The sequence below is a fragment of the Actinomyces sp. HPA0247 genome, from assembly GCA_000411415.1.
In the GTDB taxonomy this organism is placed as follows: Bacteria; Actinomycetota; Actinomycetes; order Actinomycetales; family Actinomycetaceae; genus Pauljensenia.
In genome coordinates this window covers 107,418-131,616 of the sequence record KE150451.1, presented here as the reverse complement: position 1 = coordinate 131,616, position 24,199 = coordinate 107,418, and the positions used below count along the sequence as shown (strand labels likewise).

The window sequence follows — 24,199 nt, the reverse complement described above, 5'->3', positions numbered from 1 at the left end:
GCATGCCTGAAGGCGATGCAGTCCGTCGCCTAGCCGGTACCCTCGACGAGCTTTTCGTCGGGGGTATCGTCTCGGCCTCGTCCCCGCAGGGGCGCTTTGCGTCCTCCGCAGCCCTCCTGGACGGGTGGGTCATGCAGCGGGTGCGAGTGCACGGCAAGCACATGTTCATTGGGTTTGTCCCACCTATCCCGGGCGAGAGCTACGAGGCCGGCGTGTCCCTCCTGGAGGGTGCCGCGGCCGGCAGCGGGGAACCGATCCTCGGCGAGGACGCCCCCTGGCCGGACCGCTGGGTGCACATCCACTTGGGGCTGTACGGCTGGTGGCGCTTCAACGGCGACGAGACCGTCGTCGACGAGGGCCACGGTGTCGCTCACCGTATCCCCAACGTCGCGAAGGGGGAGTGGAACGGCCACTCTGAGACCCGCTGGGGCGAGGGCTTCGGTGAGGTCAAGGCAGGGGAGTGGGAGCCGCCCGAGCCGGTCGGTGCCGTGCGCCTACGCGTGTATAACGACCATGCGGTCGCCGACCTGATCGGACCGAACCGCTGCGATCTCATCACGGATGAGGAACGCATCAAGGCGGAGTCGAAGCTGGGCCCGGATCCCCTGGATGCCGGGGCGCGCTCGGACGCCGAGGCCATGGAGCGTTTCGCCCAGGTCGCCCACTCCAAGAAGCGCGCGATTGGCGAGATCGTCATGGATCAGTCGATCATCGCGGGTGTCGGCAACATCTACCGCGCCGATGCTCTCTTCCTTGCGGGTATCTCGCCGCACCGCAAGGGCGCGAATATTTCGATCAAGCGCCTGCGTGAGCTCTGGGTCCTCATCTGTGACCTCATGAACCGCGGCCTGGCCGCCGGTCGCCTGGACACGATGGATCCCGAGGAGGCCCCCAATCCGCCGATCGAGGGGGACGAGGAGGCCTCGCGCTGGTACGTGTATCACCGTACGGACCGGCCGTGCCTGCGTTGCGGGACGCCGATCCGCGAGGCGCTCATGCAGAACCGGCGTCTGTTCTGGTGTCCGTCCTGCCAGCGCTGAGCGCGCGAACACGCGTCAGGGGAGTGCGGGCCGACAGGCTCGCACTCCTCGCCCTTTGTCAGGCGATCTCTTCGAATCCGAGCACCGAGTAGAGTTCGCGGGCTCCGCCGTGACGCCTGTCGAGGCGCAGGGCGAGAGAGTCGAATCCCCACTGCGAGCAGCGCGTGGCGACCTCGGAGACGAGGGCTGTCGCGATGCCGCGCCTGCGGTAATCGGGGGCGACGATCAGGTCGACCACGAAAGGCCCGTCGGGAGCATCATCCCAGGGGGATTCACGCACGACGAGGATTGCCCCGACGAGCGTCCCCCCGTCCCATGCGCCGATGAACGAGTCTTCGGTGGTCGCTCCGAATGCGCCCTCGAATGTCAGGCGTAGTTCCTCGGAGGTTTCCATGAGCGCCTCAGGCGTGACGTCGTCGTCGTACGCCTCGAGGGTGAGCACCGCGAGCGCGGGGATGTCGAATGTCGTGAGCGTGGCGATCTCAATACCCTGGGGGCGATTCGCCGCTGACAACGCGTCCAGTGGGGCATGTAGAGTTCGAGCTTCCATAAACCAACTATAGGTGAGGGCGCTCACTTTGTCACGGTTCTTGAACGGATTCTCACAGACCACCGGTGACGAGGGCGAATGCCTCTCAGATGTAGAGGGCGGGCTCCTCGAAGAAGTAGTTGGGATCGACGATCAGGTCGCGGTCGCGCGTGTCCTTCTCGGGCTTGGGGAGCAGGCGCGCGGGCACGCCAATCGCGACGTTTCCGCAGGGTACGTCCTTGACGACGACGGCGTTCGCGCCGATCTTGACGCCGGTGCCCACGGTGATGGGGCCAAGGACCTTCGCGCCGGCGCCGATCATCACGTGATCGCCGACGGTGGGGTGACGCTTACCCGGAGTCATGGCGACGCCGCCCAGAGTGACTCCGTGGAAGATGACGACGTCGTTGCCGACCTCGGCCGTCTGTCCGATGACGACCCCCGTCGCGTGGTCGATGAAGACGCGTCGCCCGATGGTGGCCTCGGGGTGGATGTCCACGCCGGTGACGGCGCGGGCCATGGAAGACAGGACGCGTGCGGGGGTGCGGGCGCCGTGTGCCCACAGGGCGTGGGAGACGCGGTGGGTCCAGAGGGCATGGACGCCCGGGTACGTCAGGGCGATCTCCAGGGCGGACGTGGCCGCGGGGTCGCGGCGCTGAGCCGTGACGAGGTCCTCACGGAAGAGCCCAAGCGCCTTGGTGGGCAGGGCGCTTGACAGGGTCTTCGACAGGGCGCGTACGGTGAGCTTCACTTCGGTCCTCCTGGATGGTCGTCTGGGTCGGGAACGCACAGGTGGCCCCGGATATTCCATCCGAGGCCACCTTAGCGCGTGAACTGCGGCAGATCAGTCCTCGAGGCCGGCGAACAGCGCGGTCGAGAGGTAACGCTCACCCGTGTCGGGCAGGAGCGTGACGATCTTCTTGCCGGCCAGCTCGGGACGGGCGGCGACGGCCGCCGTACCAGCCAGGGCAGCGCCCGAGGAAATGCCCACGAGCAGGCCCTCTTCAGCGGCCGCGCGGCGTGCGAACTCGAGTGCCTTGGCGGTCTCGACCGAGATGACCTCGTCCACCAGGGAGGCGTCGTAGGTCTCGGGCACGAAGTTGGGCATGAGGCCCTGGATGCCGTGCGGGCCGGGGGTGCCGCCGGTCAGCAGGGGAGACTCAGCGGGCTGGACGGCGATGACGCGCACGTTCGGGTTCTTCTCCTTGAGGACCTTCGCGACGCCCGAGATCGTGCCGCCCGTGCCGACGCCGGCGACGAACACATCGACCTGGCCGTCGGTGTCGGCCCAGATCTCCTCGCCGGTGTGCGCCACGTGGGCAGCCGGGTTCGCAGGGTTGGTGAACTGGGAGGCGATGATGGCGCCGGGACGCTCGGATGCGATGCGCTCGGCCTCGGCGACGGCGGCGGAGACGCCACCCTTCGGGTCGGTGAGGACCAGCTCGGCGCCGAAGGCGCGCACGATCGCGCGGCGCTCGACGGACATCGAGGCAGGCATGACGATGACGACCTTGTAGCCGCGAGCAGCACCCACCATCGACAGGGCGATACCCGTGTTGCCGGAGGTGGCCTCGACAATGGTGCCGCCGGGAGCGAGGGCGCCCGCAGCCTCGGCTGCGTCGATGATCGAGCGGGCGATGCGGTCCTTCACGGAGGACGCAGGGTTGAAGGCCTCGACCTTGGCGACCACGTCGACGCCGTCGCCGGCCACGTGGTTAATGCGGACGAGGGGGGTGCCGCCGATCAGATCGGCAACGGTGGAGGCAATGCGAGCCATGAGGGGTCCTTCCATAGGCAGGTGTACCCCTGAATTGTCATACCCTGATCGGATCCTCGTCTAGTTCAACCCGACGTGTTTCCACGTAGCGAAACTTTGCAACACCGGACGAGGCCTGGGCCAGGCACGCGTCAATTGCGTCTCGGTCGCTCGGATCGATCGCAATGCGTAGCGTGACGTCCGCGCCCCAGATCGTGTCGACGATCGCGGATCCTCGCGCGCGCAGCTCGGCTTCGATGCGGCCTGCGTCCCCAGGGCTGAGCTGCGTTTCGAGGACGTCGCGCCCGACCAGGTAGGCGATGGGAGCTTGTGCAACGGCTTCGGACACGGACGTGGAGTAAGCACGTACGAGGCCTCCTCCGCCCAGGAGGATGCCGCCGAAGTAACGCGTGACGACTGCCGTGGCGTTCCAGGTATCGGAGGCGCGTAGGGCCTCCAACATGGGTGTGCCCGCCGTGCCCGAGGGCTCACCGTCGTCCGATGAATGCTGCAAAGGGGCGGCATCCGGCGGGTCGATGAGGTATGCGGAGCAGTTGTGACGCGCCTGAGGATGCTCGGACTTGACCGCGTCGATGAGCTCGCGCGCCTCCTCGGGAGTATCCGTCCTGGCGAGCGTCGTGATAAACCGGGAACGCTTAATCTCAATCTCGTGGGTGAGGAGCGTACCGGAGGCGAGCGTGCGAAGAACGGGCATGCGCCCAGTCTACCGAGAGCTCGCACCCGTCCGTCTGTAACCAGGATCGCAGGCGCGGAAGGCAACGCAATGTGCTTCAGCGCGCTGTTCGTGGTAGTCTTGTCGGGTTGTCGCCGTGCGCCCGCGTGGCGCACCGATCAGAATAGTCGTCGAGAAAGAAGAGGAGCGGTAAGACATGGCAGTTCCCAAGCGCAAGATGTCCCGTGCGAACACCCGCACCCGCCGGTCTACCTGGAAGGCTGATCTTACCGAGCTGAACACCGTCAAGGTTGCCGGCCGTGAGATCCGCGTGCCCCGCCGCCTGGCCAAGGCCTACAAGAACGGCCTCCTGGACGTCGAGGGCTGACCTCGCTTCCACACACGGGCCCGGGACTTGTCGTCCCGGGCCTTTGTCATGCCCGCAATCCCCGAGTGTGAGTCGTCGGCCCCTGCGATCGTCGGCGCACGCCCCATGAGAGAACCCGAGAAGGAACGCACATGAGCCTACCGACGACCATCCTTACTATGAGCGGGGGAGTGGGCCACGGCCTCGTCGCTGCATCCGCCACCGGAGGTACCGAGGACGCCATCGTCTCCCTCTTCCTGATTGCCGCTGCGGCAGCCGTCGCACCCCTGCTCTCGTCGCTCACCCACAAGCGTGTGCCGGACGTCGTCTGGCTGCTCATCCTCGGTGTGATTATTGGACCACATGTTCTCGGACTGGCATCCGTTACCGAGCCGATCTCCCTGTTCCGCGAGGTCGGCATGGGCATGCTCTTCCTCATCGCGGGCACAGAAATCGACGTGCAAGAGGTGCACGGACGTGCAGGTCGGCGCTCGCTGCTCACCTGGCTGGCGTGCTTCGGCATCGGCTTGGCCGTGTCGTGGGTTGCGGTCGCCGCATCGGGGACGACGGGGGTCGCCACTGCGACGTACATCGCGCTGGCGATCGCGCTGACCTCAACGGCCCTGGGCACCCTCCTGCCCATCCTCATGGAGGCCGGCGTCATGGGGACCACGATCGGCAAGGCCGTCCTCGTCCACGGCGCCGTCGGCGAGCTCGCCCCCATTATTGCCATGTCGCTGCTCCTCTCCGCCCGTAGCCCCTGGGCATCGGCGATCATTCTTCTCGTGTTTGCGGTAGCATCGGTCGTTGCCGTCGCCCTTCCGACGCGTTTCATCCTCAAGCACCCCGCGTTCGGGCGGACGATCCTGCATGGGGCGCAGACCTCGCAAAAGACGCTCATGCGCGTCGTCATGGTTGTCCTCACCGGCCTTATGGCCCTGTCTGCGGTCATGGAACTGGATATGGTGCTCGGCGCGTTTGCTGCCGGCATCATCGTACGTGCGCTGGCACCCGGCAACTTCACGATGGTCGAGGGGGAGCTGCGTACGCTTGGCTTCTCGTTCCTGATCCCGCTGTTCTTTGTCACCTCGGGCATGAACATTTCGCTGAGCGCCGTCGCGGGCTACCCGTCCCTGCTCGTCGCCTTCGTTGGCGCGATTCTCGTGGTGCGCGGCGTCCCCATCGTCCTGATGGAACGCTTCTACGGATCGATCGAGCGCGTCGGGTGGATGGACGCGACGCGCGTTGGCCTGTACGGTGCGACCGGCCTGCCCATCATCGTTGCCGTTACCGAGCTGGGCGTCTCGACGGGCGTCGTGCCCTCGTGGCTCGCCTCCCTGCTGGTTGTTGCTGGCGCGATGTCCGTGCTCCTGTTCCCGCTCCTCGCGTTCCTGCTTGGGCGCGGCAGTGGAAAGGCGCGCTAACCTCCGCTAGTCTTGCAGGCGGCGCACCGCGCCACGCCTCCGTAGCTCAATGGATAGAGCAAGGGCCTTCTAATCCCGAGGTTGCAGGTTCGAGTCCTGTCGGAGGCGCCAGCTTGTGATGCGGGTGCTCGCAACGAAGCATCTTGTTGGTCGCTATGTGGCCGCCCGAACCGGGGCAGCGTGGCATAATGAGGGGAGCCGAACAGTTGCCGCTGTTCGACTCCCCGGTTTCCGGGATGGTCTTAGCTCCCTATCAGGGCGCTAAGCAGGAATGCAATCGCCCAGATCAGCTGCGGCAGTGTCGTGATCACTGCTACAGCGATCTGGGCTTTCTGCTTCCTGTCGCAACCTCGCCGCCGTCGAGGCTGGCGATGATCTTTAGCCATTGCCCAGTCACCCCCTCTCATCGGAACCGCTCCCCGGCAGGAATACAGGGGTCCCGGGGCGGTGCCGTGGAGGCAGCTCTATCGTCCCACTGCGTACAGTCATCTCGGGTTAGGGTTAAAAGACAGAACGTGTTGGTTTTGTGGTAACTTTTCAGCTTGCTGCTGCGGAAAAATCAACATTGAAGGTGGCTGTTTCATCGTGGGGTTATGAATACCCCCAGATTCCCAGCGTGTGGTCGAACGCGTGGGCGAACGCGTGGGCGAACGCGTCGCCCTGTATGGGCGCTCAGGTTCAGGGGTGCAGTTCAAGAGCTGACCAGCCGGGGTGCCGATAACGCCGGTGAGTCGTCGTGATGCCGGGTGTGCGCGGCGGGGCTGCCTCGCGCATGTGGATAGGTTACGACGATGTGGATAGGTTACGGCGATGCGGATAGGTTAATAAGCTATCCGTATGCGCATAACCTATCCGTATGTGCATAACCTATCCGCGAACGCGCCCGATGAAGTGCGCCGTGGGACCCAAGCGGAACTTTGGGTGTGATCCCGTGCAGCACTGCGGCTGGGGAGTGCAGTCCGGCCCGTGGGATGTGGGTGGGGCTGGCCTGCGTCTCCGAGTGCAGCTCGCCGCGCGTGTGTCCAGCAAGCTCGCAGGCCGTGCGACGATGTGAAGCCTCGTGGGGCAAAGCTAATACGAATGACCATCATCCTCACTGTCGACGTGAGATGGACGCTGTCACAAACTCCCGTTCCGTGGACCCCTTGTGCATCACCCACGCGAAGGCGGACATACTGGGGGCATGAACGCACGAACGAACATCACCCGTCGCATGTGCGGGTCCATTCGTGCCCGAATGTGCAGCTGACGCCGACGTCCGCCATTCCTTAGGCTCGACCCCACTGCCAAAACCCGCGCCGATGCGCACCCATGTGAGGGCTAGCCGCAACACGAGAGTTACATCGTGCCCTTCTCCGACGACGAATACGCCTGTCCCTGCACCCACGACCACGAGCCCACGCTCCTGTCTTTCGAGGTCATGCCCCCGCGCAAGCCCTCGCTGGAGGAGCCCTTCTGGAACACGGTTGATCAGCTGCTGCGCGTGCGCCCCGACTTCATGTCCGTTACCTATGGTGCCGGCGGCAAGGACCGTTCCAACGCCCGCTCGACGGTCCACCGCCTCGTGCGTGACACCCCGATTCAGCCGATCGCGCACCTGACCTGCGTGGGTAACTCGACCGAAGAGGTCGTCTCCACCGTCTACGACTACCTTGATTCCGGCGTTCGTACCTTCCTGGCTCTGCGCGGTGACCCGCCGGTGGGACAGGAGGACTGGGAGCCCGAGCCAGGTGGCGTTGGCAGCGCCACCGAGCTCATCCACCTCATCCGCACCGTCGAAAAGCGCCGCTGCGATGCCCATCCGGGCGAGGCCCTGCGCTCCGCGTTCAAGCCACTGACGATCGCGGTGGCCACCTTCCCGGCGGGTAATCCCGCCGCCGGAACTACGCCCGCGCAGGAAGTCGAGCGCCTCCTCGTCAAGCAGGCTGCAGGTGCTTCCTTCGCGATCACCCAGCTCTTCTGGGACGCCGAGGTCTACGCTTCCTTCGTCGAACGCGCCCGCCGCGCTGGCGTCACCATCCCGATCGTGCCCGGTCTGCTGCCGGCCACAGACCCGGCGCGCCTGCGCCGCGTCCAGGACCTCACCGGCATCGAGGTCCCCGAATACCTGCTGACGACGCTCGCCGACTATCCCCACCAGGAGGCGCGCGACGAGTTCGGCGCGGTCTTCGGCTCGCGCCTCTTCCACTCCGTCCTCGATGCTGGCGCGCCCGGCGTCCACCTCTACACCTTCAACAAGGCCAAGCCCGTCCTGGACATCCTGGCCCTGCTGGGAGTCACACCCGACTCGCTGCGCCCCGGCGCCTCGACCCCCGATACCCGCGCCTAGGCGCACCACCATCCACCCTGCGGCAGGGTGCGGGCCACACCCGCGCACGCCGAACGAGTAGCACACCCAAGGAGAAAACCATGTCCGCTGCGACCACGCAGTTCCCCACCGCCACGATCCTGGCCTATCCGCGTATCGGCCGCGGCCGTGAGCTCAAGCGCGCCCTCGAGGCCCGCTGGGCAGGGCGCATCACCGACGCCGAGCTAATCCAGGCCGCCAATGATCTGCGCAAGGAGAACCTCGCGCGCCTCGTCGAGCTCGGCCTGAACCCTTCCGACGCCTCCCTGGCCGACGCGCCCTCCCTGTACGACCACGTCCTGGACGCGACCATCCTCCTGGGTGCAATCCCGCCGCGCTTTGCCGGCCGCGAGGGCCTCGACCTCTACTTCGCGCTCGCCCGCGGTGACGACAAGGTCGGCCCCGAAGAGATGACGAAGTGGTTCGACACGAACTACCACTACCTGGTTCCCGAGATCGGCCCCGATACGCCCCTGCGCTTCGCTGATGACACGATCACCCGCCGCTTCACCGACGCACGCGAGTGGGGCTACGTGACCCGTCCCGTCCTGGTTGGTCCGGTCACCTATCTGGCCCTGGCTAAGGCCGACCCGGCTACCCCGGACTTCGACCCGCTCACCCGCATCGACGAGGCCGTGGCTGCGTACGAGGAGGCGCTGGCCTCGCTGCACGCGGCGGGCGCCCCGTGGGTCCAGCTCGACGAGCCGGCCCTCACTTCCGACAACCTCTCGCGCAGCCGCACCGAACTGGGTGAGCTGGCAGTGCGCGTCTACGAGCGCCTGGCGGCCTCGCAGAACCGTCCGCAGATCCTGCTCACCACCCCCTACGGCGACGCCTCCCACGCGGTGGCTGCCCTGGCCAAAACCGGCGTCGAGGCCCTCCACGTTGATACGCTGCGCGGCTCGCTGCCGAAGGACGCGGACCTGTCGGGCGTCACCCTCGTCGTTGGTGCCGTTGATGGCCGCTACATCTGGCGCGCCGACCTGGCCCAGCTGCGCGAGACCCTGAAGGCCGCACAGGCCCTGGGAGCCACGCGCGTCACCGTCGCCACCTCCAACTCGCTCCAGCACGTGCCCCACGACACCGCGCTGGAGACCTGGGACGACGAGACCCTCAACGCAAACCTGCATGCTTGGCTCGCCTTCGCCGACCAGAAGGTTCTCGAGGTCGTTACTCTGGCTCGCGGCCTCGACGAAGGATGGGACGCCATTGACGCCGAGGTCGCCGAAGCCACCCGCGTCCTCGAGCAGCGCGCCGCCGCCCCCGGCGTCGTGCGCCCCGAGGTCCGTGCCCGCACGGCCGCTCTGACCGACGCCGATCGCGCCCGCGAGCCCTACCTCGAGCGCGAGGCCGCCCAGACCGAGCGTCTCCACCTGCCCCCGCTGCCCACGACGACCATCGGATCGTTCCCGCAGACCACCGAGATTCGCAAGGCCCGTGCGGCCAACGCCCGCGGCGATCTCTCCGACGCGGACTACGAGGCTCGCATGCGCGAGGAGATCGCTTCGGTCATCGCTCTCCAGGAGGAGCTGGGTCTGGACGTCCTCGTCCACGGCGAGGCCGAGCGCAACGACATGGTCCAGTACTTCGCCGAGCTGCTCGACGGCTTCGCGGCCACCCGCAACGGCTGGGTGCAGTCCTACGGTTCGCGCTGCACGCGCCCGTCGATCCTGTGGGGCGATGTCTCGCGTCCCGCGCCCATGACCGTGGGGTGGACCAGCTACGCTCAGTCGCTCACCGACAAGCCCGTCAAGGGCATGCTCACCGGTCCCGTCACGATCATCGCGTGGTCCTTCCCCCGCAACGACCTGCCGCTCGGCGAGATCGCCGACCAGATCGGCCTGGCCCTGCGCGACGAGGTCTCCGATCTCGAGGCCGCCGGCATCGCCGCCATCCAGGTCGACGAGCCCGCCCTGCGAGAGCTCCTGCCCCTGGACGCCGACCGCCACGCCGACTACCTGAACTGGTCCGTGGGATCCTTCCGCCTGGCCACCTCCTCGGTGCGCCCCGACACCCAGATCCACACGCACCTGTGCTACTCCGAGTTCGGCCAGATCATCGACGCCATCAAGGGCCTGGACGCCGACGTGACGTCTATCGAGGCCGCGCGCTCCAAGATGGAGGTCGTCCCCGAGCTCGCCGAGGCCGGATTCGACCACGGCATCGGCCCCGGCGTGTGGGACATCCACGCCCCCCGCGTCCCCAGCACCGAGGAGCTCGCCGAGCTCATCGGCCTGGCCGCCGACGCCGTGCCGGTCTCGCGCCTGTGGGTCAACCCCGACTGCGGCCTCAAGACCCGCGGCTACGAGGAAACGAAGGCGTCGCTGGACAACCTTGTCTCCGCTACTCGGCAAGTGCGTGCCCAGCGCGGCCTGGAGGGCTGAGCGTTCTCCTAGGCGATAGGTGAGGGGCGGGCCCAACGGGCCCGCCCCTTTCCGTCTGTCCCGTGAACACCTGCTGTTACACAATCTCACTCTGTGAGCATCATGTTGCCCGGAGCGAATTCGTCCGACAGACTAGAGGCATGACGACCTTCGCGAACCCCATGTGCTGCCCCTGCGGTGGCATGATGTCGCGAATGTGTATGTGATTGACGCCCCAGATACCCCTGTCAATCACCGCCGCAGTGATATACCCACGCCGATAGTGGGAGTGCGGCCCCGAAGAATCGGATACACCCATGACCCTCGTCAACACCCCTGCCGCCTCCGTTCGCGCCGACAACGATACCCCCACCTCCTACGAGGAGTTCCTCGATGTTCTCGCCGGCCTGCGACTGAGCTCCTCCCGCATCGACATTGACATCGACCGCGGACAGGTCACCCTCGATGGACGCGACGCCGGCCTGAGCGCCAAGGAACACGACCTCCTGGCCCACCTCGCCGCGAACGCCGACCGCTCCGTCACCCGCGACGAACTCTTCGCCTCCGTCTGGGCAGATGCCGACCTCGGCTCCGACTCCCGCACCGTCGACGCCCACATCCGCCGCCTGCGCAAGAAGCTCTCCATCCTGCCCGACCTCATCTCCACGGTCCGCGGCGAAGGCTACCGCTTCAACTCCACCCCCTCCGTGCGCGTGCGCGTCACCCGCCCCGTCACCCTCGCCGCCTGATTTCCCATCACCAACGGACCCCGCAGTCACCACACGCCGCGTCTCCGCGCGCATGTACGCAGCGGCCACCCAGGCGGCTCCCAAGCCAGCCACGCGCCCAGGGACAGACAAAAGGGGAGAGGGGCCACGGCCTCGTCCCCGAAACCGCGCCCCTTTCCGACGCTATGCGTGACGCGCTCAGATCACGAGTCGCGTGATCTCCGAATCCAGCGGTAGCTCCTCGACATGCAGGGGAGAAGCCTCCATGCGGTGTCGAAGCCCGTCGATGTCATCCGGGTTCGACAAGTCAATGCCCACCAGCGCGGGGCCGAGCTCGCGGTTGTTCTTCTTCGTGTACTCGAAGTGCACGATATCGTCTGCGGGACCCAGCACATCCGAGAGGAAGACACGCAGCATGCCCGGCTGCTGCGGGAAGGTGACGAGGAAGTAATGACGCAGACCCTCGTGGCGCAGCGAACGCTCCATGACCTCCGCATAGCGCGTCAGGTCGTTGTTACCGCCCGACACGACGCAGACGATCGCACCGTCGGAGCGACCGAGCAGGGCCTTGCGATCCGCGGGATCGGTCAAATATACGTGCGCGGCCGTGGATGCGAGCGCGCCCGCGGGCTCGGCGATGACGCCGTCGGACTGGTAGAGCTCGAGCATCTCCGTGCACACCGCGCCCTCGGGGACGACCAGCACGGAGTCAACGAACTGCGACGCGATGTGGAAGGGGAGCGAGCCCGCGCGACCCACCGCCGTACCATCCACGAAGGGATCAACCTTCGCCAGAGACATCGGCTGATCCGCCTCAAGAGCCGCGTGCATCGACGCAGCGCCCGCAGGCTCCACGCCGATGATCTTCACCTCTGGGCGGTTCGCGCGCAGCCACGTCGCGATACCCGCGATGAGGCCGCCACCGCCCACAGGAACGAGGACCGCCGCCGTGTCCTCGGGCATCTGCTCCTCAAGCTCGACGCCGATAGTGCCCTGACCGGCGATCGTGAACGGATCGTCGTAAGGATGGACGTAGGTGCGGCCCGTCGCGCGAGCTGCCTCCTGAGCCAGGGCATTGGCACGGTCGAACGTGCCATCCACGATGACCTGCTCGACCCACTGCCCACCAATCGTCGCGATACGGCGGCGCTTCTGGCGGGGAGTATTCGACGGCAGGTAGATGGTGCCGCGCACGCCCAGGTGAGCGCAGGCATAGGCCAGACCCTGCGCGTGGTTGCCCGCCGACGCGCACACGACGCCGCGCTCGCGCTCGGCGGGGGACAGCAGCGACATCCGCGCGTACGCACCGCGCACCTTGAAGGAACGGCACTTTTGCTGGTCCTCACGCTTGAGCAAAATATCGACGCCGGCCTCGGTAGACAGGCGCTCCGAACGATCCAGGTTCGTGCGGACGGCCACCCCCTCCAGGGCGGTCGCAGCCTGACGGATGTCCTTCGGTGTCGTCACGTGAGAACTAGCGGTCATGAGAACTCCTTCCAATACCCTCCTAGTGTAGTAGTGGCCACCGTGAGTGCGACCCACCCAACCGTATGACCCAGAGCGCACTACCATAGAAGGCGTGAAAACTCTGAAAGACCCCTTGGTCTGGATTGACTGCGAAATGACCGGCCTGGACGTCCAGCGTGACGCCCTCATCGAGGTGGCGGTCGTCATCACCGACGGCGACCTCACGATTGTCGACCCCGGCATGGACGTGCTCATCACGCCGCCCGCCGAAGCCCTCGACAACATGAACGACTTCGTGCGCAACATGCACACGTCCTCCGGGCTGCTCGATGACCTGAAGACGAGCGCCGTGTCGATGGAGGAGGCGACCGAGCAGGTCCTGTCCTACATCAAGCGCTTCGTGCCCCAGCAGGGGAAGGCTCTCCTGGCGGGTAACTCGGTGGGCACCGACAAGATGTTCCTCGAAGCCAACATGCCCTCCGTTATCGACCACCTGCACTACCGCCTGGTGGACGTGTCCTCCATCAAGGAACTGGCCAAGCGTTGGTACCGTGCCGCTTTCGCGGAGTCGCCCGACAAGCACGGCGGCCACCGCGCGCTGGCCGACATCCTGGAGTCCATCCAGGAGCTCGAGTACTATCGCCGCGTACTGTTCCCGGCCGAGCCGGTGACGACTGAGCGTGCCCGCGAGGTGGCGCGCGAGGTCGTTGCCCTGGGCATCCCCTCCATGGGCGAGGGCACCGAGGCCTGATCTGAACGCTGAGCGGCGGTATCCCTGCGGGGTGCCGCCGCTTTGCTGTGTCTGGTGTCGGCTGCTGCGAGGAGCGCTGTGCACAGGCGCTGTCGGCACCGTCCGGTTATCCACAGGGGCCCGAGCGGCACGTGCGTTATCCACAGGGGGAGTGCGAGCGCTTGAAAGGACATGCCACGCGGGGCTTTCCTGGACGTATCCGGCCAGCGCCGGCCAGACCAGACAAAGGATGCAACGATGCAGGATATTTCGACGACCCTGAGGGGTCGCATCGGGTCAGAACCCTCGATGAAGCACGTCAAGGGTGACATCTGCGTGACGACCTTCCGGCTCGCGATCACGCGATGGCGCTTCACGACGGATGCGCGCACAGGCAACGCTTCCTACGTGGAGGACGGTGCCTACTGGTACACCGTGGAAACCTGGGACACGCTTGCCTCTAACGTGTTCCGCAGCTGCCGTAAGGGCGATCCCGTTGTCGTGGTTGCCCGGCCCGTTCCCAACGGGTGGGTCGACGGGGCGGGACAGATCAGATCATCGATCGTCTACCGGGCCTCCTCGGTCGGCCATGACCTGGCGCGGGGAACCTCCCAGTTCAGAAAGAATGGATCGCATTCGACCGACGAAGCCGCGGGGGGTACGGAGGGTGATCCCTATTCGACGAGGTCGGCGCCGGGTTCCGCGGTGATGCCGCAGGGGTCGGGAGCGGAGCCCGAGCTCACGAACGAGACGCACACGAACGCGCTTGTTCGGGACGGCGCAACGGATAGCGTGCCTGATGGAGCAGGCACACAGCACGAAGAGTTGGCGCTTCACGCTCCGATTGCTGGGGCGGGAGGCGACCTGACGCCTGTGGCTGCACCGGAGGGAGACGTTGGGTCCGAGGATGAATCCTCGGACCCGGGCGCAAACGCTGTCTCGTGCTTTGACTATTCGGCGGTGGACCACGGCGGTATCGATGCGACGAAAAACGCGTCGTTCGATCCTCTTGACGCTGATGCAGTCGAACCGTCCGACGCCGCCTAGGCGGGCGCGTCCACGATCGCGACCTGCGCGATGGCGTACGTCCCGTCGTGGCTGATGGAGACGAGCACACTCCATGAGGAAGGAACCCCGAGCGATTCCTCGCAGGCAGCCGCGACTTGGCCGTGCAGCGCGAGTGCGGGACGGTTCCACTCGTCGTGGATCACCTCAATCTCGCGCCAGTCCACGTCGTCGGCTCCAATGCGGGGTGGAGTACCGAAGAGGGCACACGACCAGGCCTTGATAAAGGCCTCCTTCGCGGCCCATAGGCCGCCCGCGTGACGGGCCACGGCCTCGTCATAGCGGGTGGAACCGGGCTGCGCGCCCGAGGTAGCGGCGGCGCGGGCGCGGACCCGGCGGGCCTCCCTGGGCGTCAGAACGCCGTCCAGGAAGGCCGACCCCGGCTCCCTCACCTGAGCCGCAAACTCAGGGAGGGAAACCAGGTCAACGCCGAGCCCGCGCATCGCTCACTTGCCTTCCGGCAGGTGGTAGAAGCCGTCCTCACCGAGGCGTGCGTTCGGATCCAGCAGGATCGCGGCCTCGACCTCGTGCGCGTCACCCGCGATGCCGGCAGCCGGATCGTCGGGCAGGCGGCGACCCTCCACCGAGGTGAACAGCGGAGCGTGGCCCAGCATGCCCATCTCGATGTGACGCTGGCCGTTGCGCAGTCGGCGATCCGATGCTGCGCGCCACGCCTCGAGGCGCTCGCGTCCGGCCTCGCGCTCCACGATGGCCTCGAAGGCGGCCGGGTTAATCAGCGCCAGGAAGCCGGAGACGTGACCGAAGCCAAGCGAGGTCGCGAACGCCGCACGCACCGGTCCGCGAGAGGACAGGTTGAGCGGGGAACGCAGCCACACGAGCGGGCTGTACTGCTCCATCGCGTCGTCGACGCAATCCAGCGCGACGTTCGCGGGGATCAGACCCGTGCGGAACACATCGATGATGCCGCCCACCTGGAACACGCAGGCGCCGCCCTTCGCGTGACCCGTGAGGGTCTTCTGCGAGATGACCAGCAGTGGGTTACCGGGGGTGCGGCCCAGCGCCATGCCGACGCGGGTGTGCAGATCCGACTCGTTGGGGTCGTTGGCGTTCGTGGACGTGTCGTGCTTGGACACGAAGGCCACGTCGTCGATACCCACGCCGAGCTCAGCGAGGTTGCGGGCGATGACCGAGTCGCGTCCGCCGCGCGCCACCGCGAGGGCGCCCAGGCCGGGCGCCGGAATCGAGGTGTGGGCGCCGTCGCTGAAGGTCTGTGCGTGTCCCACGACTGCCAGGACCGGCAGGTTCATGTCGAGCGCCACCGACGCGCGGGTCAGCAGCACGGTGCCGCCACCCTGCGCCTCGACGAAGCCACCGCGGCGGCGGTCGTTGGCGCGCGAGACGAAGCGCGAGGAAATGCCGCGAGCGAGCAGCTCGTTCGAGTTCGCCGTCGCGTTCATCGCGCCGAAGCCCACGATCGACTCGACCTGGATGTCGTCGATCGCGCCGGCCACGACGAAGTCAGCCTTGCCAGCCTTGATCTTGTCGACGCCCTCCTCGATGGACACCGCGGCGGTCGCGCAGGCGCCGACCGGGTTGATCATCGAGCCGTAGCCGCCCACGTAGGACTGCATCGTGTGTGCAGCCACGACGTTGGGCAGGGTCTCCTGCAGGATGTCCTGCGGGTATTCCTCGCCCAGGAAGCGGTCAACGAACAGCTTGTGCATCGAACGCATGCCACCGAAGCCGGTGCCCTGCGTGGAAGCAACGGTCGCCGGGTGGACGACGCGCAGCAGTTCGGCGGGGCTGAAGCCAGCGGACACGAACGCGTCGACGGCGGAGACCAGGTTCCACACGGCGATCGGGTCGATCGAGTCCAGCATCGAGGCCGGGATACCCCAGCGAGCCGGATCGAAGTCGGTGGGGAACAGGCCACCGATGCGGCGGTTGAGCGTCGCGCGACGAGGCACGCGCACCTGGGCGCCGGACTTGCGGGTCACCTGCCACTCACCGAACGCGGTCTGCTCGACCACGGTGAACTGCGGGTCGGCCTCGGCGTAGGAACGTGCCTCGGCCTCGTCCTCAACCGTGAACGTGATGTCGCGGTCCAGGAAGACCATCGCCGACTCGGGCGTGTAGCCGTCGTGCAGCGGTCCGTCGTCGTGGAAGAAGCGCACGCCGGAGCGGGCCACGACCTCGTCGCGGTAGCGATCGAAGATCTCCGACTCGGGGACGAGCTGGTCGTCCTTGTCGTACCAGCCGCCCACGGGGGTGTCCGACCAGGTCAGCAGGCCGGTCATCCAGGCCAGCTCGAGCACGCCCGCAGGGGTGAGCTCGACGGTGCCGTCGGTGTGGATACCGAGCTCGGCCTGCACGCGGGTACGAGCGCTGCCCCACGGGCCGACCTCGCCGTGACCGACGATGACGACCGTGTCGGCCAGCGACGCCGTGGTGTGACCCCACTGCGACGGCTCGACGTGCGGCACGGTGACCTGCGAAGGCGAGGGCAGCGCGGAGACGGTCGCGACCGGCTCAGATGCGGGTGCCTCGGGAGCGGCGGCCTCGGCCTGGGCGCGCAGGGCGCGCAGGTCGATGGAGGAGTCCAGGCCGCCGGTCAGGTCGGCGTCCACCGGGGCGTTGGCGGCCTGGGCGCGAACCTCGGCGCTCGAGAGCGCGAGCAGCTGCTCGGCCATTTCCTCGGTCGACCAGGTACGAACGCCCGCAGCCTCGACGGCGGCGACCATCGGGTCGTTGCCGCCCATGAGGCCGGTGCCACGCACCCAACCGATACGCGGGTGAGCAATCGACACGCGCGAACCCCAGATCGGCTCGGCTGCCCAGCGGGTCGCGATCGCGTCGAAGGAAGCCTTCGCCTCGGCGTACGCGCCGTCGCCGCCGAAGATGCCGCGGTTCGGAGAACCGGGCAGCACGACGTGCAGGCGGTGGTCGGCGTGCGTGTCGGAGCCGATCGCGCACAGGCCGGCGATGGAGCGCTCGACGCTCCACAGCAGCAGGCGCATCTGGTTCTCGGAGGCAGCGCCCGCGTCGGCCAGCGTGCCGGAGACGCGCGGAGCGGCGAAGGGGTAGAACAGTGTCGGGACCAGGGCTTCCTTGGTCACCTTGATGTCGGCGCCCACGGACTTGGTCTGCTCGGTACCGATCCACTCCACGAGCGCATCCACGTCGCGGTAGGAGGCCAGGTTTGCGGGAACCAGCCACAGCTTCGCGCCGCCGGCGGCGTGCGTGCGGTAGAGCTCCTTGGCGAAGGCCAGGCGCGCAGCGGAGATCGACGAGGAGGTCGCGATGACGGTGGCGCCCCCGGCAAGTAGGCCACCCACGACCGCGCCGCCGATGGACGCGGGGGTCATGCCGGTGACCACCGCGACGTCGTTCGCGTAGGGCAGCTCGTCCGAGGAGGAGAGCGCGTCGGCCGCGATCTGTTCCAGGAGAGCCGCGCGCTCGTGATCGCCCTCGGCGCGCAGGCGGTTCGCCCAGTACGAGGCCTGATCAGCCACGGCGCGGCCGGTGCCCACGAAGGACGCGCCCTCGGCGAGGGTGCCTTCGGTGACAAAGCGGGCGACGTCCTCACGAGCGGATGCCCAACGGTCGTCCAGCAGGACGGCGCGCGCGGCGTCGAAGCGAGGCTCAACGAGGTCGACCCAGCCCGAACCGAGCTCGGCCGCAACTGCGTCGATGACGCGCGCGTCATCGGAGGAATCCTCGCCGGTGGGGGCAGGAGCGTTTAGGCCCAGCTCGGACAGGATCGTGCGAGCGGTCTTGGCCAGGACGCCGTCCTCACCGGTCACAGACGCGGCGTAGGCGTCGAGAGCGGCGGAGTCGACGACACCGCCACCGGCGGAACCGCCTGCGCTGGGCAGGGACACGGCAATACCTTCGCGGGCCGCGACGGCAGCCACGGCAGCATCGATGAGGGCATCGACGCCGGCGGCGTTCGTCGGAGCATCCAGCGGCAGGGTCGCCAGGTCACCGTCGCGGGTCGAGACGCCCTCACGGGTGCCCAGGACGATTTCGGCGGTCACATGCTGGGCCCAACCGGTGCCCAGCTGCCACGTTCCGGTGACACGCTCCGTGATACGGCCCGCCTTGACGCCAGCGGCACCGAACAGCTTGCGCGTGCGCTCCTTGACGGCTTCGGCCAGAACCGGGCCGAAGGGCTTGTAACCCTTGGCAGCCTTGTCGACCGTCGCAGACAGCGTGGCCACATCGGCCTCGCCGGCGCCGTCGATCGAGTTCAGGCCCAGCTCGGAGGACATGTCCATGAGCAGCTGGTTGCGACGCGAGGAGACGCCGTTGGTGAGCGACTCGGTGGTGTCGGTGGCGCCGACCTCGTCGATGCGGATCTTCGCGGACAGCGCCAGCAGGGCGTGAATCGCGGAGGACGCCGTGAAGGGCAAATCTGCGACGTCGGCACCCGAGGGGCCGCCGGTCGGAGCGGCGGGGGCGGGGGCCGGAGCAGCCTCGGCCACGGCGGCGGCCGGAGCGGGCGAGGGAGCGGCCTCGGCGGCGGGAGCCTCCGGGGTGATCTCCTCGTCCTCATCGTCCTCGATCACGGCGACATCGGTCGCGTAGACGCGAGACTCGTCGCGCTGGACGTTGAAGACATCCACGCGCGAGAGCGCGAACTCGGGGGCGAGCAGGGTGCGGGATGCCAGGTTAGCCAGGGTCGGGGCGGCACCCAGGCCGACCTCGATAACCTGATCGACGCCCAGGCCAGCAACGCCGGGGGCGGCTTCTTCGGTCGAGAGCAGCACGCGCTGTGTCTCGATCCAGCGCACCGGGGAGGCGAACTGCCAGCACAGCAGCTCGATGAGCAGTGTGCGGGTCAGGACACCCGGGTTGGCCAGAGCCGCGTCCCACGCGCCTTCCGTCTCGAGCAGGTTGCGCACCGTGTCGGAGGGAACCACGTCGAGGATGGACTGGGCGAACTCGCGGGTCAGCTCGAAGGGACGCGCCACCAGGTTCGGGATGTAGCGGCCCACGAGCTTAGCGGGATCAATCTCGGCAGGGATGCGTTCGTCGAGCTTCGTACGGAAGTCCGCCACACCGCTGCGCAGGACGGTGGAGTGGAAGGGCACGTCGATGCCGGGAACGTACATGAAGGGACGCTTGCCGCCGCGCTCGGCGGCGCGCTTGGTGGCGTCTTCCTCGAGGGCCTTCAGGCCCGCGACCGTGCCGGCGACCGCGTACTGCTGGTCAGCCAGGTTGAAGTTCACGATCTGGAGGAACTCACCCGAGGCCTGAGCGATCGAGTCGACGTACTCCACGACGTGCGCATCATCGACGCCGAACTGGTTCGGACGCAGGGCGCCCATACGGTAGTTCGAACGGCCGTTCTCATCGCGGGGCACGAGCGAGTGCATCGTGGAACCGCGCTGGAAGACCAGGTCGAGGACGGTTTCGAGGGGGAACACTTCCGCGTAGGCTGCCAACGCGTCGTACTCGCCCAGCGAGTGACCCGCGAAGGCAGCGCCCGGAACCAGGACACCCTCTTCGCGCATGCGGGCCGTCTGGCCGATCGCCAGCGTCGCGAGCGCAACCTGGGTGAACTGGGTGAGGTTCAGAACGCCCTCGGGGTGACGGTAGGTCACGCCGCGCGCCACGATCTCGGTCGGGTTATCGCGCACGATCGACAGGATGGAGAAGCCCATCGCCGAGCGGGTGTGCGCATCCGCGCGGCGCCAGACCTCGTCGACCGCCTTGGACTTGGTGCGCTCGTCGAGGCCCATGCCGGCGCTCTGGATGCCCTGGCCGGGGTAAACGTAGGCGACCTTCGGGGCGAAGGTGTAGGCGGAGGCGCGAGACACGACCTGCTTGTTGATACGGCAGGTGACCTCGAGGGACAGGCCGCCGCCGACGACGCGACCCACGCGCTCGACGGTGATCTCAACCTCGTCGTTCAGGTCGACGGTGCCGTACATGTAGTACGTCCAGCCGGCGATCTGAGCGCCGCCCTGACCGGCGACGACAGCCTCGGCCGCGTGCTGAGCGGTGGCCGACAGCCACATGCCGTGCACGAGGGGCGCGTCCATGCCTGCGACCTTGGCGGCCGCGTAGGAGGTGTGGATCGGGTTGTAGTCACCCGACACGATCGCAAACGGCGTCATGTCGTCGGGGGCCTTGACGCTCACGCGACGCAGGACCGAGCGGGGCGTGTCCACGACCTCGATGGTCGCGCCACCGAAGGGCGCGGCCTCGGAGGGCGCGCGGTTGCCGGTGGCGCGGCCACGGATCGCGAAGCGCTCCTGCGTGGAACCCACGTGCTCACCGTTGGCGGTCAACTCGAGGGCGACCGTGACGATGCGACCGGAGGAGGACTCGTCGACGGCGGCCACGTGGCTGGTCACGTCGATCGTGGTGATACCGCGCTGAAGCATCTGCTCGGGCGTGTATTCCAGGGTGATCGAGTGATCGAGGTGGACGGCGTTGAGCAGGCCCTCAATGACCGGGTAGTCGTTGTGGATGGCCGAACCAAGGGCCGCGTAGATCGCGGGCCAGGCGGGACCGAGCAGGGCGTCGGGAGCCCAGGCCGCCAACTCGTAGTCGGCGGGCAGGGCAGCGCCCGTGGCCTCGGCGTGATCGAAGCCCAGGGTGGGGGCCAGCGTGAAGGAGTAGTGGGCCTCGCCGAAGACCGACTTGGAGGAGGGCACCATGACCGGCAGAGCGTCCACGGTGTCACCGGCGACGGACACGGAGGTCACGCCAGCGGTGGCCGCGAGCATCGCGTACATGTGCTGGGGCAGCTTGGCCTCATCGATGACGGGGACCGCGCCGTCTTCACCGGAGATGACCAGCGGGAAGACCAGCTCGCGCACCGCGTGCTTCTCGGCGCCGCGCGGATCGTTGTCCCACGCCGTGTCCAGGTGGATGACCATGTCCACTCCGGTGTCGGTCGCCTTCAGGGAGACGCGCTCCTCGTCGAGGATGGAGGCCGGGTTGGTCATGAGGTGGCCGGTCCACGAGATGAAGGGGACCTTACGCAGCCATTCCTCGCGGGTAGCGGCGGGCTTGCCGTTGCCCAGGCGTGAAGCGACGGGCGTCGCGACCACGCCGGAATCGGCCAGACGCGAAGCCGCGGCGGCCTCGAAGCGGCCCAGCAGGGAAGCGACGGGCTCGTCGACGCGGTCGATGCCGGCCACGGAGACGGGACCGGGGATGATGCGGACCTGGTCGGCGGTGTAGCGCTCGTCCTGCGCCTGCCACAGGCAGTCCTGGCCCCACCAACGGATGAGGTCGTCGTCCAGGATCGGGACGAAGGGCATCGGCTTGGGGTAGGAGCGGCACAGGGCCGGGAACCAAGCGGCGTCGATGGGGGTGACGTGCGTGGTCGCGGCGTTCGGGTAGGCGGCCATCAGGCGGTCGGCGGCGGCGTGCGCGTCGGCGACATCCTCGACGGTCGGGAAGAGGGTCTCCACCTCGCCGTGGTCCACCGGTGCCAGACGAGCCTCGACGCGCTGGAGCAGGTCGTGGTAGCGGATCTGCCAGGTGGGATCGACCCACGGGTAGGACAGGTCGGCGAAGCGGCGTACCCAGGCCTCGTAGGTCATTTCTTCGAGGTCACCGAAGTAGGGCTTGGCCGTGTGGGAGAGGATCTCGACGATCTCGTCCTTGCGGGCGCGCACCTGGACGCCGTCGGAGCCGATCTCGGCGATGATGCGAGCGGCAGCGGCGGCTGCGTTGGAGACCTCGTGCATGTCGGCGCGCAGGTGGGACAGGCCTGATGTCATGCCGCCGCGGGTCACGCCCTCGCCGACCCAGCCGCCGAGCTCGTCGTTGTCGGGCACGCCCGGCGTGGCGACGAGGAGTTCCTTGACGGCCTTGGTGGTGTGTGCTTCCTTCGTGGTCATCGCGGCGGTACCCACGAGGACGCCGTCGACGGGCATGGGCGGGCGGCCGTAGCGGGCCGACCATTCGCCGGTGAGGAAGTCAGCGGCGCGCTCGGGGGTGCCGATGCCGCCACCCACGGTCAGGACGATGTTGGACTGGGCGCGCAGCTGGGCGTAGGTGGCCAGCAGCAGGTCGGAGAGGTCCTCCCAGGAGTGGTGGCCGCCGGAGTGGCCGTCTTCGACCTGGACGATGACCTTGATCGGGTCGGCCTCGCGGGCGATCGCGATGACCTTGCGGATCTGGTCGACCGTGCCGGGCTTGAAAGCCACGTAGGGGAAGCCGTCAGCGCGCAGCTGCTCGATGAGGGCGAGGGCCTCGTCCTGCTCGGGAATACCCGCGGAGACAACGACGCCGTCAATGGGGGCGCCGGACGCGCGCGAACGCGACACGATGCGGGCCTGGCCGAACTGCAGGTTCCACAGGTAGCGGTCCAGGAACATGGAGTTGAACTCGGCGGTGTGGCCGGGGCGCAGCTGGGCGCGCAGGCCCGCCAGGTTCTCGTTGTAGACCTCTTCGGTGACCTGGCCGCCGCCGGCCATTTCGGCCCAGAAACCGGCGTTCGCGGCAGCGGCGACGATCTCGGGGTCAACGGTCGTGGGGGTCATGCCGGCCAGGAGGACGGGGGAGCGGCCGGTGAGGCGCGAGAAAGCGGTGTCGACGACGGTCTTGCCGTCGGGGAGGGTCACGAGGCCGGGGCGCAGGTGCGACCAGTCGGTGCCGGGCTCGGGGGCCCAGCCGGGGGTCGCGGCCTTGTCGCGGTCGGAGGCGGTTCCGGCGGCGACGACGCCGACGCCGGTGCCTTCGACGAGGGCGCGGGTCATGCGCACGGTCGTGGCGCCGGGGCCCATGTCGACGATCCACGTGGCACCCGATTCGGTGGCAGTGCGGATCTGAGCCGGCCAGTCCACGGGGGTCGTGAGAACAGCGGCGGCGAGGGAGTGGGCGAGCTCGGCGTCAATACCGCACTGGGCGGCCCACTCGTCCACGAGGGCGAGGGCGTCGGCGAGCATGGGGGAGTGGAAGGGCACGTAGACCGGCAGGTATTCGCATACGGGGGTCAGCGGACGACCGCCGCGCTCGTGCGCATCGTGCGCGGCCTTGTCCTTGGCAGCGGCGCGCTCGATGGCGGCGACCAGGGACGCCAGGTCGTTGGGCGCTCCCGAGACGACGTGGGTGTCGGTGTCGTTACGCAGTGCGATCGACAGCGGGTGCGAGGTCGAGGGCAGGGAGGAGATGATGCGCTCGAGGAGTGCGTCGGACACGCCTCGGACGGACACCATGTAGGTCGCATCGCCCGCGTGCGGGGCACGGGCACGACGCGTGATACGGGCAGCAGCCGCGCCGATCAGGCGGGCGAGCGCGAACACGGAAGCGGCGCGGGCCTCGTCCCCGGCGATCCACGCACGCGCAATCTCCACGCCGAGCACGCCCTGCGAGTGTCCCTCAAACGCGGTGGGCTGATTGGCAACGATATTCAGGCCTGCGCGCGTCAGGTCGATGAGTGCACCCAGCTGGGCAGCAACGATACCGGGAACCGACAGAGCGGCCTCGTCCGGGCCAGCAACGTCGCGGGTCACAGCCGCCTCGCCAGCCTCGGCCGGGATGGCGAAGGGCAGGGACGCAACCGACTGGGTGGCCAGCGAACGGCGCACCGGGGAGAGGACCTGGTCCGAGGCCTTGATAACTCCGTCAACGATCGCAGCGATCTCGGGATCATGGGCGATCTCGTCGAGCGCGGATCGCCACGGCGTGGCCTGACCGGCAAAGGTCAGCGCGTAGGGGGTCTCATTCAGGGAGGTCACAAACGACATGTTCTTACTTTCCTTCGGGGACAATTCTTCTCAAAC

The 24,199-nt window shown here is 67.7% G+C and carries 15 protein-coding genes and 1 tRNA gene; 9 read left to right on the top strand and 7 right to left on the bottom strand.

Annotated elements, in window-relative coordinates:
- The first annotated feature begins 2 nt into the window (after positions 1-2).
- Positions 3-1,040 carry an Fpg/Nei family DNA glycosylase gene (locus HMPREF1478_RS05715; RefSeq protein ID WP_016461131.1) on the top strand — a complete coding sequence of 346 codons (1,038 nt, stop codon included), beginning with the start codon at positions 3-5 and terminating at the stop codon, positions 1,038-1,040.
- Between the two features lie 58 nt (positions 1,041-1,098).
- Here HMPREF1478_RS05715 and HMPREF1478_RS05710 read toward each other — a convergent pair whose 3' ends face one another.
- From HMPREF1478_RS05710 to HMPREF1478_RS05695, 4 genes are all read right to left on the bottom strand, one after another.
- Positions 1,099-1,590 carry a GNAT family N-acetyltransferase gene (locus HMPREF1478_RS05710; protein ID WP_034475260.1) on the bottom strand — a complete coding sequence of 164 codons (492 nt, stop codon included), beginning with the start codon at positions 1,588-1,590 and terminating at the stop codon, positions 1,099-1,101.
- A gap of 85 nt (positions 1,591-1,675) precedes the next feature.
- Positions 1,676-2,320, bottom strand: coding sequence for a serine O-acetyltransferase EpsC (gene epsC / locus HMPREF1478_RS05705; RefSeq protein ID WP_016461129.1), 645 nt, complete (start codon positions 2,318-2,320; stop codon positions 1,676-1,678).
- A gap of 93 nt (positions 2,321-2,413) precedes the next feature.
- Positions 2,414-3,346 (bottom strand): cysteine synthase A, encoded by a 933-nt coding sequence (cysK, locus tag HMPREF1478_RS05700; protein WP_016461128.1) that lies wholly within the window; start codon positions 3,344-3,346, stop codon positions 2,414-2,416.
- A 37-nt stretch (positions 3,347-3,383) separates the two neighbouring features.
- A complete protein-coding gene (locus HMPREF1478_RS05695) occupies positions 3,384-4,040 on the bottom strand; it encodes a YigZ family protein (protein WP_016461127.1) in 657 nt (218 codons plus the stop codon).
- 175 nt (positions 4,041-4,215) lie between these two features.
- Here HMPREF1478_RS05695 and rpmF point away from each other — a divergent pair, with 175 nt between their 5' ends.
- From rpmF to HMPREF1478_RS05665, 6 genes are all read left to right on the top strand, one after another.
- Positions 4,216-4,386 (top strand): 50S ribosomal protein L32, encoded by a 171-nt coding sequence (rpmF, locus tag HMPREF1478_RS05690; RefSeq protein WP_003792889.1) that lies wholly within the window; start codon positions 4,216-4,218, stop codon positions 4,384-4,386.
- 131 nt (positions 4,387-4,517) lie between these two features.
- The gene (locus tag HMPREF1478_RS05685; RefSeq protein ID WP_016461126.1) at positions 4,518-5,789 is read left to right on the top strand and encodes a cation:proton antiporter; all 1,272 of its coding nucleotides are present in this window, start codon (positions 4,518-4,520) and stop codon (positions 5,787-5,789) included.
- Between the two features lie 35 nt (positions 5,790-5,824).
- Positions 5,825-5,900, top strand: a tRNA-Arg gene (locus HMPREF1478_RS05680).
- A gap of 1,234 nt (positions 5,901-7,134) precedes the next feature.
- Positions 7,135-8,118, top strand: a complete 984-nt coding sequence (locus HMPREF1478_RS05675; protein WP_016461125.1) for a methylenetetrahydrofolate reductase — start codon at positions 7,135-7,137, stop codon at positions 8,116-8,118.
- Between the two features lie 80 nt (positions 8,119-8,198).
- Positions 8,199-10,520: a 5-methyltetrahydropteroyltriglutamate--homocysteine S-methyltransferase gene (gene metE, locus HMPREF1478_RS05670; protein WP_016461124.1), complete on the top strand. Its 2,322-nt coding sequence runs from the start codon at positions 8,199-8,201 to the stop codon at positions 10,518-10,520.
- A gap of 296 nt (positions 10,521-10,816) precedes the next feature.
- Positions 10,817-11,248: a winged helix-turn-helix domain-containing protein gene (locus HMPREF1478_RS05665; protein WP_016461123.1), complete on the top strand. Its 432-nt coding sequence runs from the start codon at positions 10,817-10,819 to the stop codon at positions 11,246-11,248.
- Between the two features lie 177 nt (positions 11,249-11,425).
- Here the strand turns inward: HMPREF1478_RS05665 and ilvA are convergent, their stop codons facing one another.
- Positions 11,426-12,712 carry a threonine ammonia-lyase IlvA gene (gene ilvA / locus HMPREF1478_RS05660; protein WP_016461122.1) on the bottom strand — a complete coding sequence of 429 codons (1,287 nt, stop codon included), beginning with the start codon at positions 12,710-12,712 and terminating at the stop codon, positions 11,426-11,428.
- Positions 12,713-12,797: 85 nt separating this feature from the next.
- On the opposite strand from ilvA, the gene orn reads away from it, so the two are divergent.
- Both orn and HMPREF1478_RS05650 read left to right on the top strand, forming a co-directional pair.
- Positions 12,798-13,445: an oligoribonuclease gene (orn, locus tag HMPREF1478_RS05655; RefSeq protein WP_148332985.1), complete on the top strand. Its 648-nt coding sequence runs from the start codon at positions 12,798-12,800 to the stop codon at positions 13,443-13,445.
- A 237-nt stretch (positions 13,446-13,682) separates the two neighbouring features.
- Positions 13,683-14,471 carry a single-stranded DNA-binding protein gene (locus HMPREF1478_RS05650; protein ID WP_016461120.1) on the top strand — a complete coding sequence of 263 codons (789 nt, stop codon included), beginning with the start codon at positions 13,683-13,685 and terminating at the stop codon, positions 14,469-14,471.
- On the opposite strand, the gene HMPREF1478_RS05645 is transcribed toward HMPREF1478_RS05650, so the two are convergent.
- Both HMPREF1478_RS05645 and HMPREF1478_RS05640 read right to left on the bottom strand, forming a co-directional pair.
- Entirely contained in the window at positions 14,468-14,932 is a 465-nt protein-coding gene (locus tag HMPREF1478_RS05645; RefSeq protein WP_016461119.1) for a holo-ACP synthase, read from the bottom strand. The genes HMPREF1478_RS05650 and HMPREF1478_RS05645 overlap by 4 nt on opposite strands.
- A 3-nt stretch (positions 14,933-14,935) precedes the next feature.
- A complete protein-coding gene (locus HMPREF1478_RS05640) occupies positions 14,936-24,163 on the bottom strand; it encodes a type I polyketide synthase (protein WP_016461118.1) in 9,228 nt (3,075 codons plus the stop codon).
- Between the last annotated feature and the right edge of the window lie 36 nt (positions 24,164-24,199).

Bases quoted from the DNA above. Each gene is read 5' to 3' on its own strand.
- cysK (WP_016461128.1), bottom strand. From the start codon at position 3,346: ATGGCTCGCATTGCCTCCACCGTTGCCGATCTGATCGGCGGCACCCCC.
- HMPREF1478_RS05695 (WP_016461127.1), bottom strand. From the start codon at position 4,040: ATGCCCGTTCTTCGCACGCTCGCCTCCGGTACGCTCCTCACCCACGAG.
- HMPREF1478_RS05640 (WP_016461118.1), bottom strand. From the start codon at position 24,163: ATGTCGTTTGTGACCTCCCTGAATGAGACCCCCTACGCGCTGACCTTT.
- rpmF (WP_003792889.1), top strand. From the start codon at position 4,216: ATGGCAGTTCCCAAGCGCAAGATGTCCCGTGCGAACACCCGCACCCGC.
- ilvA (WP_016461122.1), bottom strand. From the start codon at position 12,712: ATGACCGCTAGTTCTCACGTGACGACACCGAAGGACATCCGTCAGGCT.
- HMPREF1478_RS05715 (WP_016461131.1), top strand. From the start codon at position 3: ATGCCTGAAGGCGATGCAGTCCGTCGCCTAGCCGGTACCCTCGACGAG.
- metE (WP_016461124.1), top strand. From the start codon at position 8,199: ATGTCCGCTGCGACCACGCAGTTCCCCACCGCCACGATCCTGGCCTAT.
- HMPREF1478_RS05665 (WP_016461123.1), top strand. From the start codon at position 10,817: ATGACCCTCGTCAACACCCCTGCCGCCTCCGTTCGCGCCGACAACGAT.
- HMPREF1478_RS05650 (WP_016461120.1), top strand. From the start codon at position 13,683: ATGCAGGATATTTCGACGACCCTGAGGGGTCGCATCGGGTCAGAACCC.
- HMPREF1478_RS05710 (WP_034475260.1), bottom strand. From the start codon at position 1,590: ATGGAAGCTCGAACTCTACATGCCCCACTGGACGCGTTGTCAGCGGCG.
- HMPREF1478_RS05645 (WP_016461119.1), bottom strand. From the start codon at position 14,932: ATGCGCGGGCTCGGCGTTGACCTGGTTTCCCTCCCTGAGTTTGCGGCT.
- HMPREF1478_RS05685 (WP_016461126.1), top strand. From the start codon at position 4,518: ATGAGCCTACCGACGACCATCCTTACTATGAGCGGGGGAGTGGGCCAC.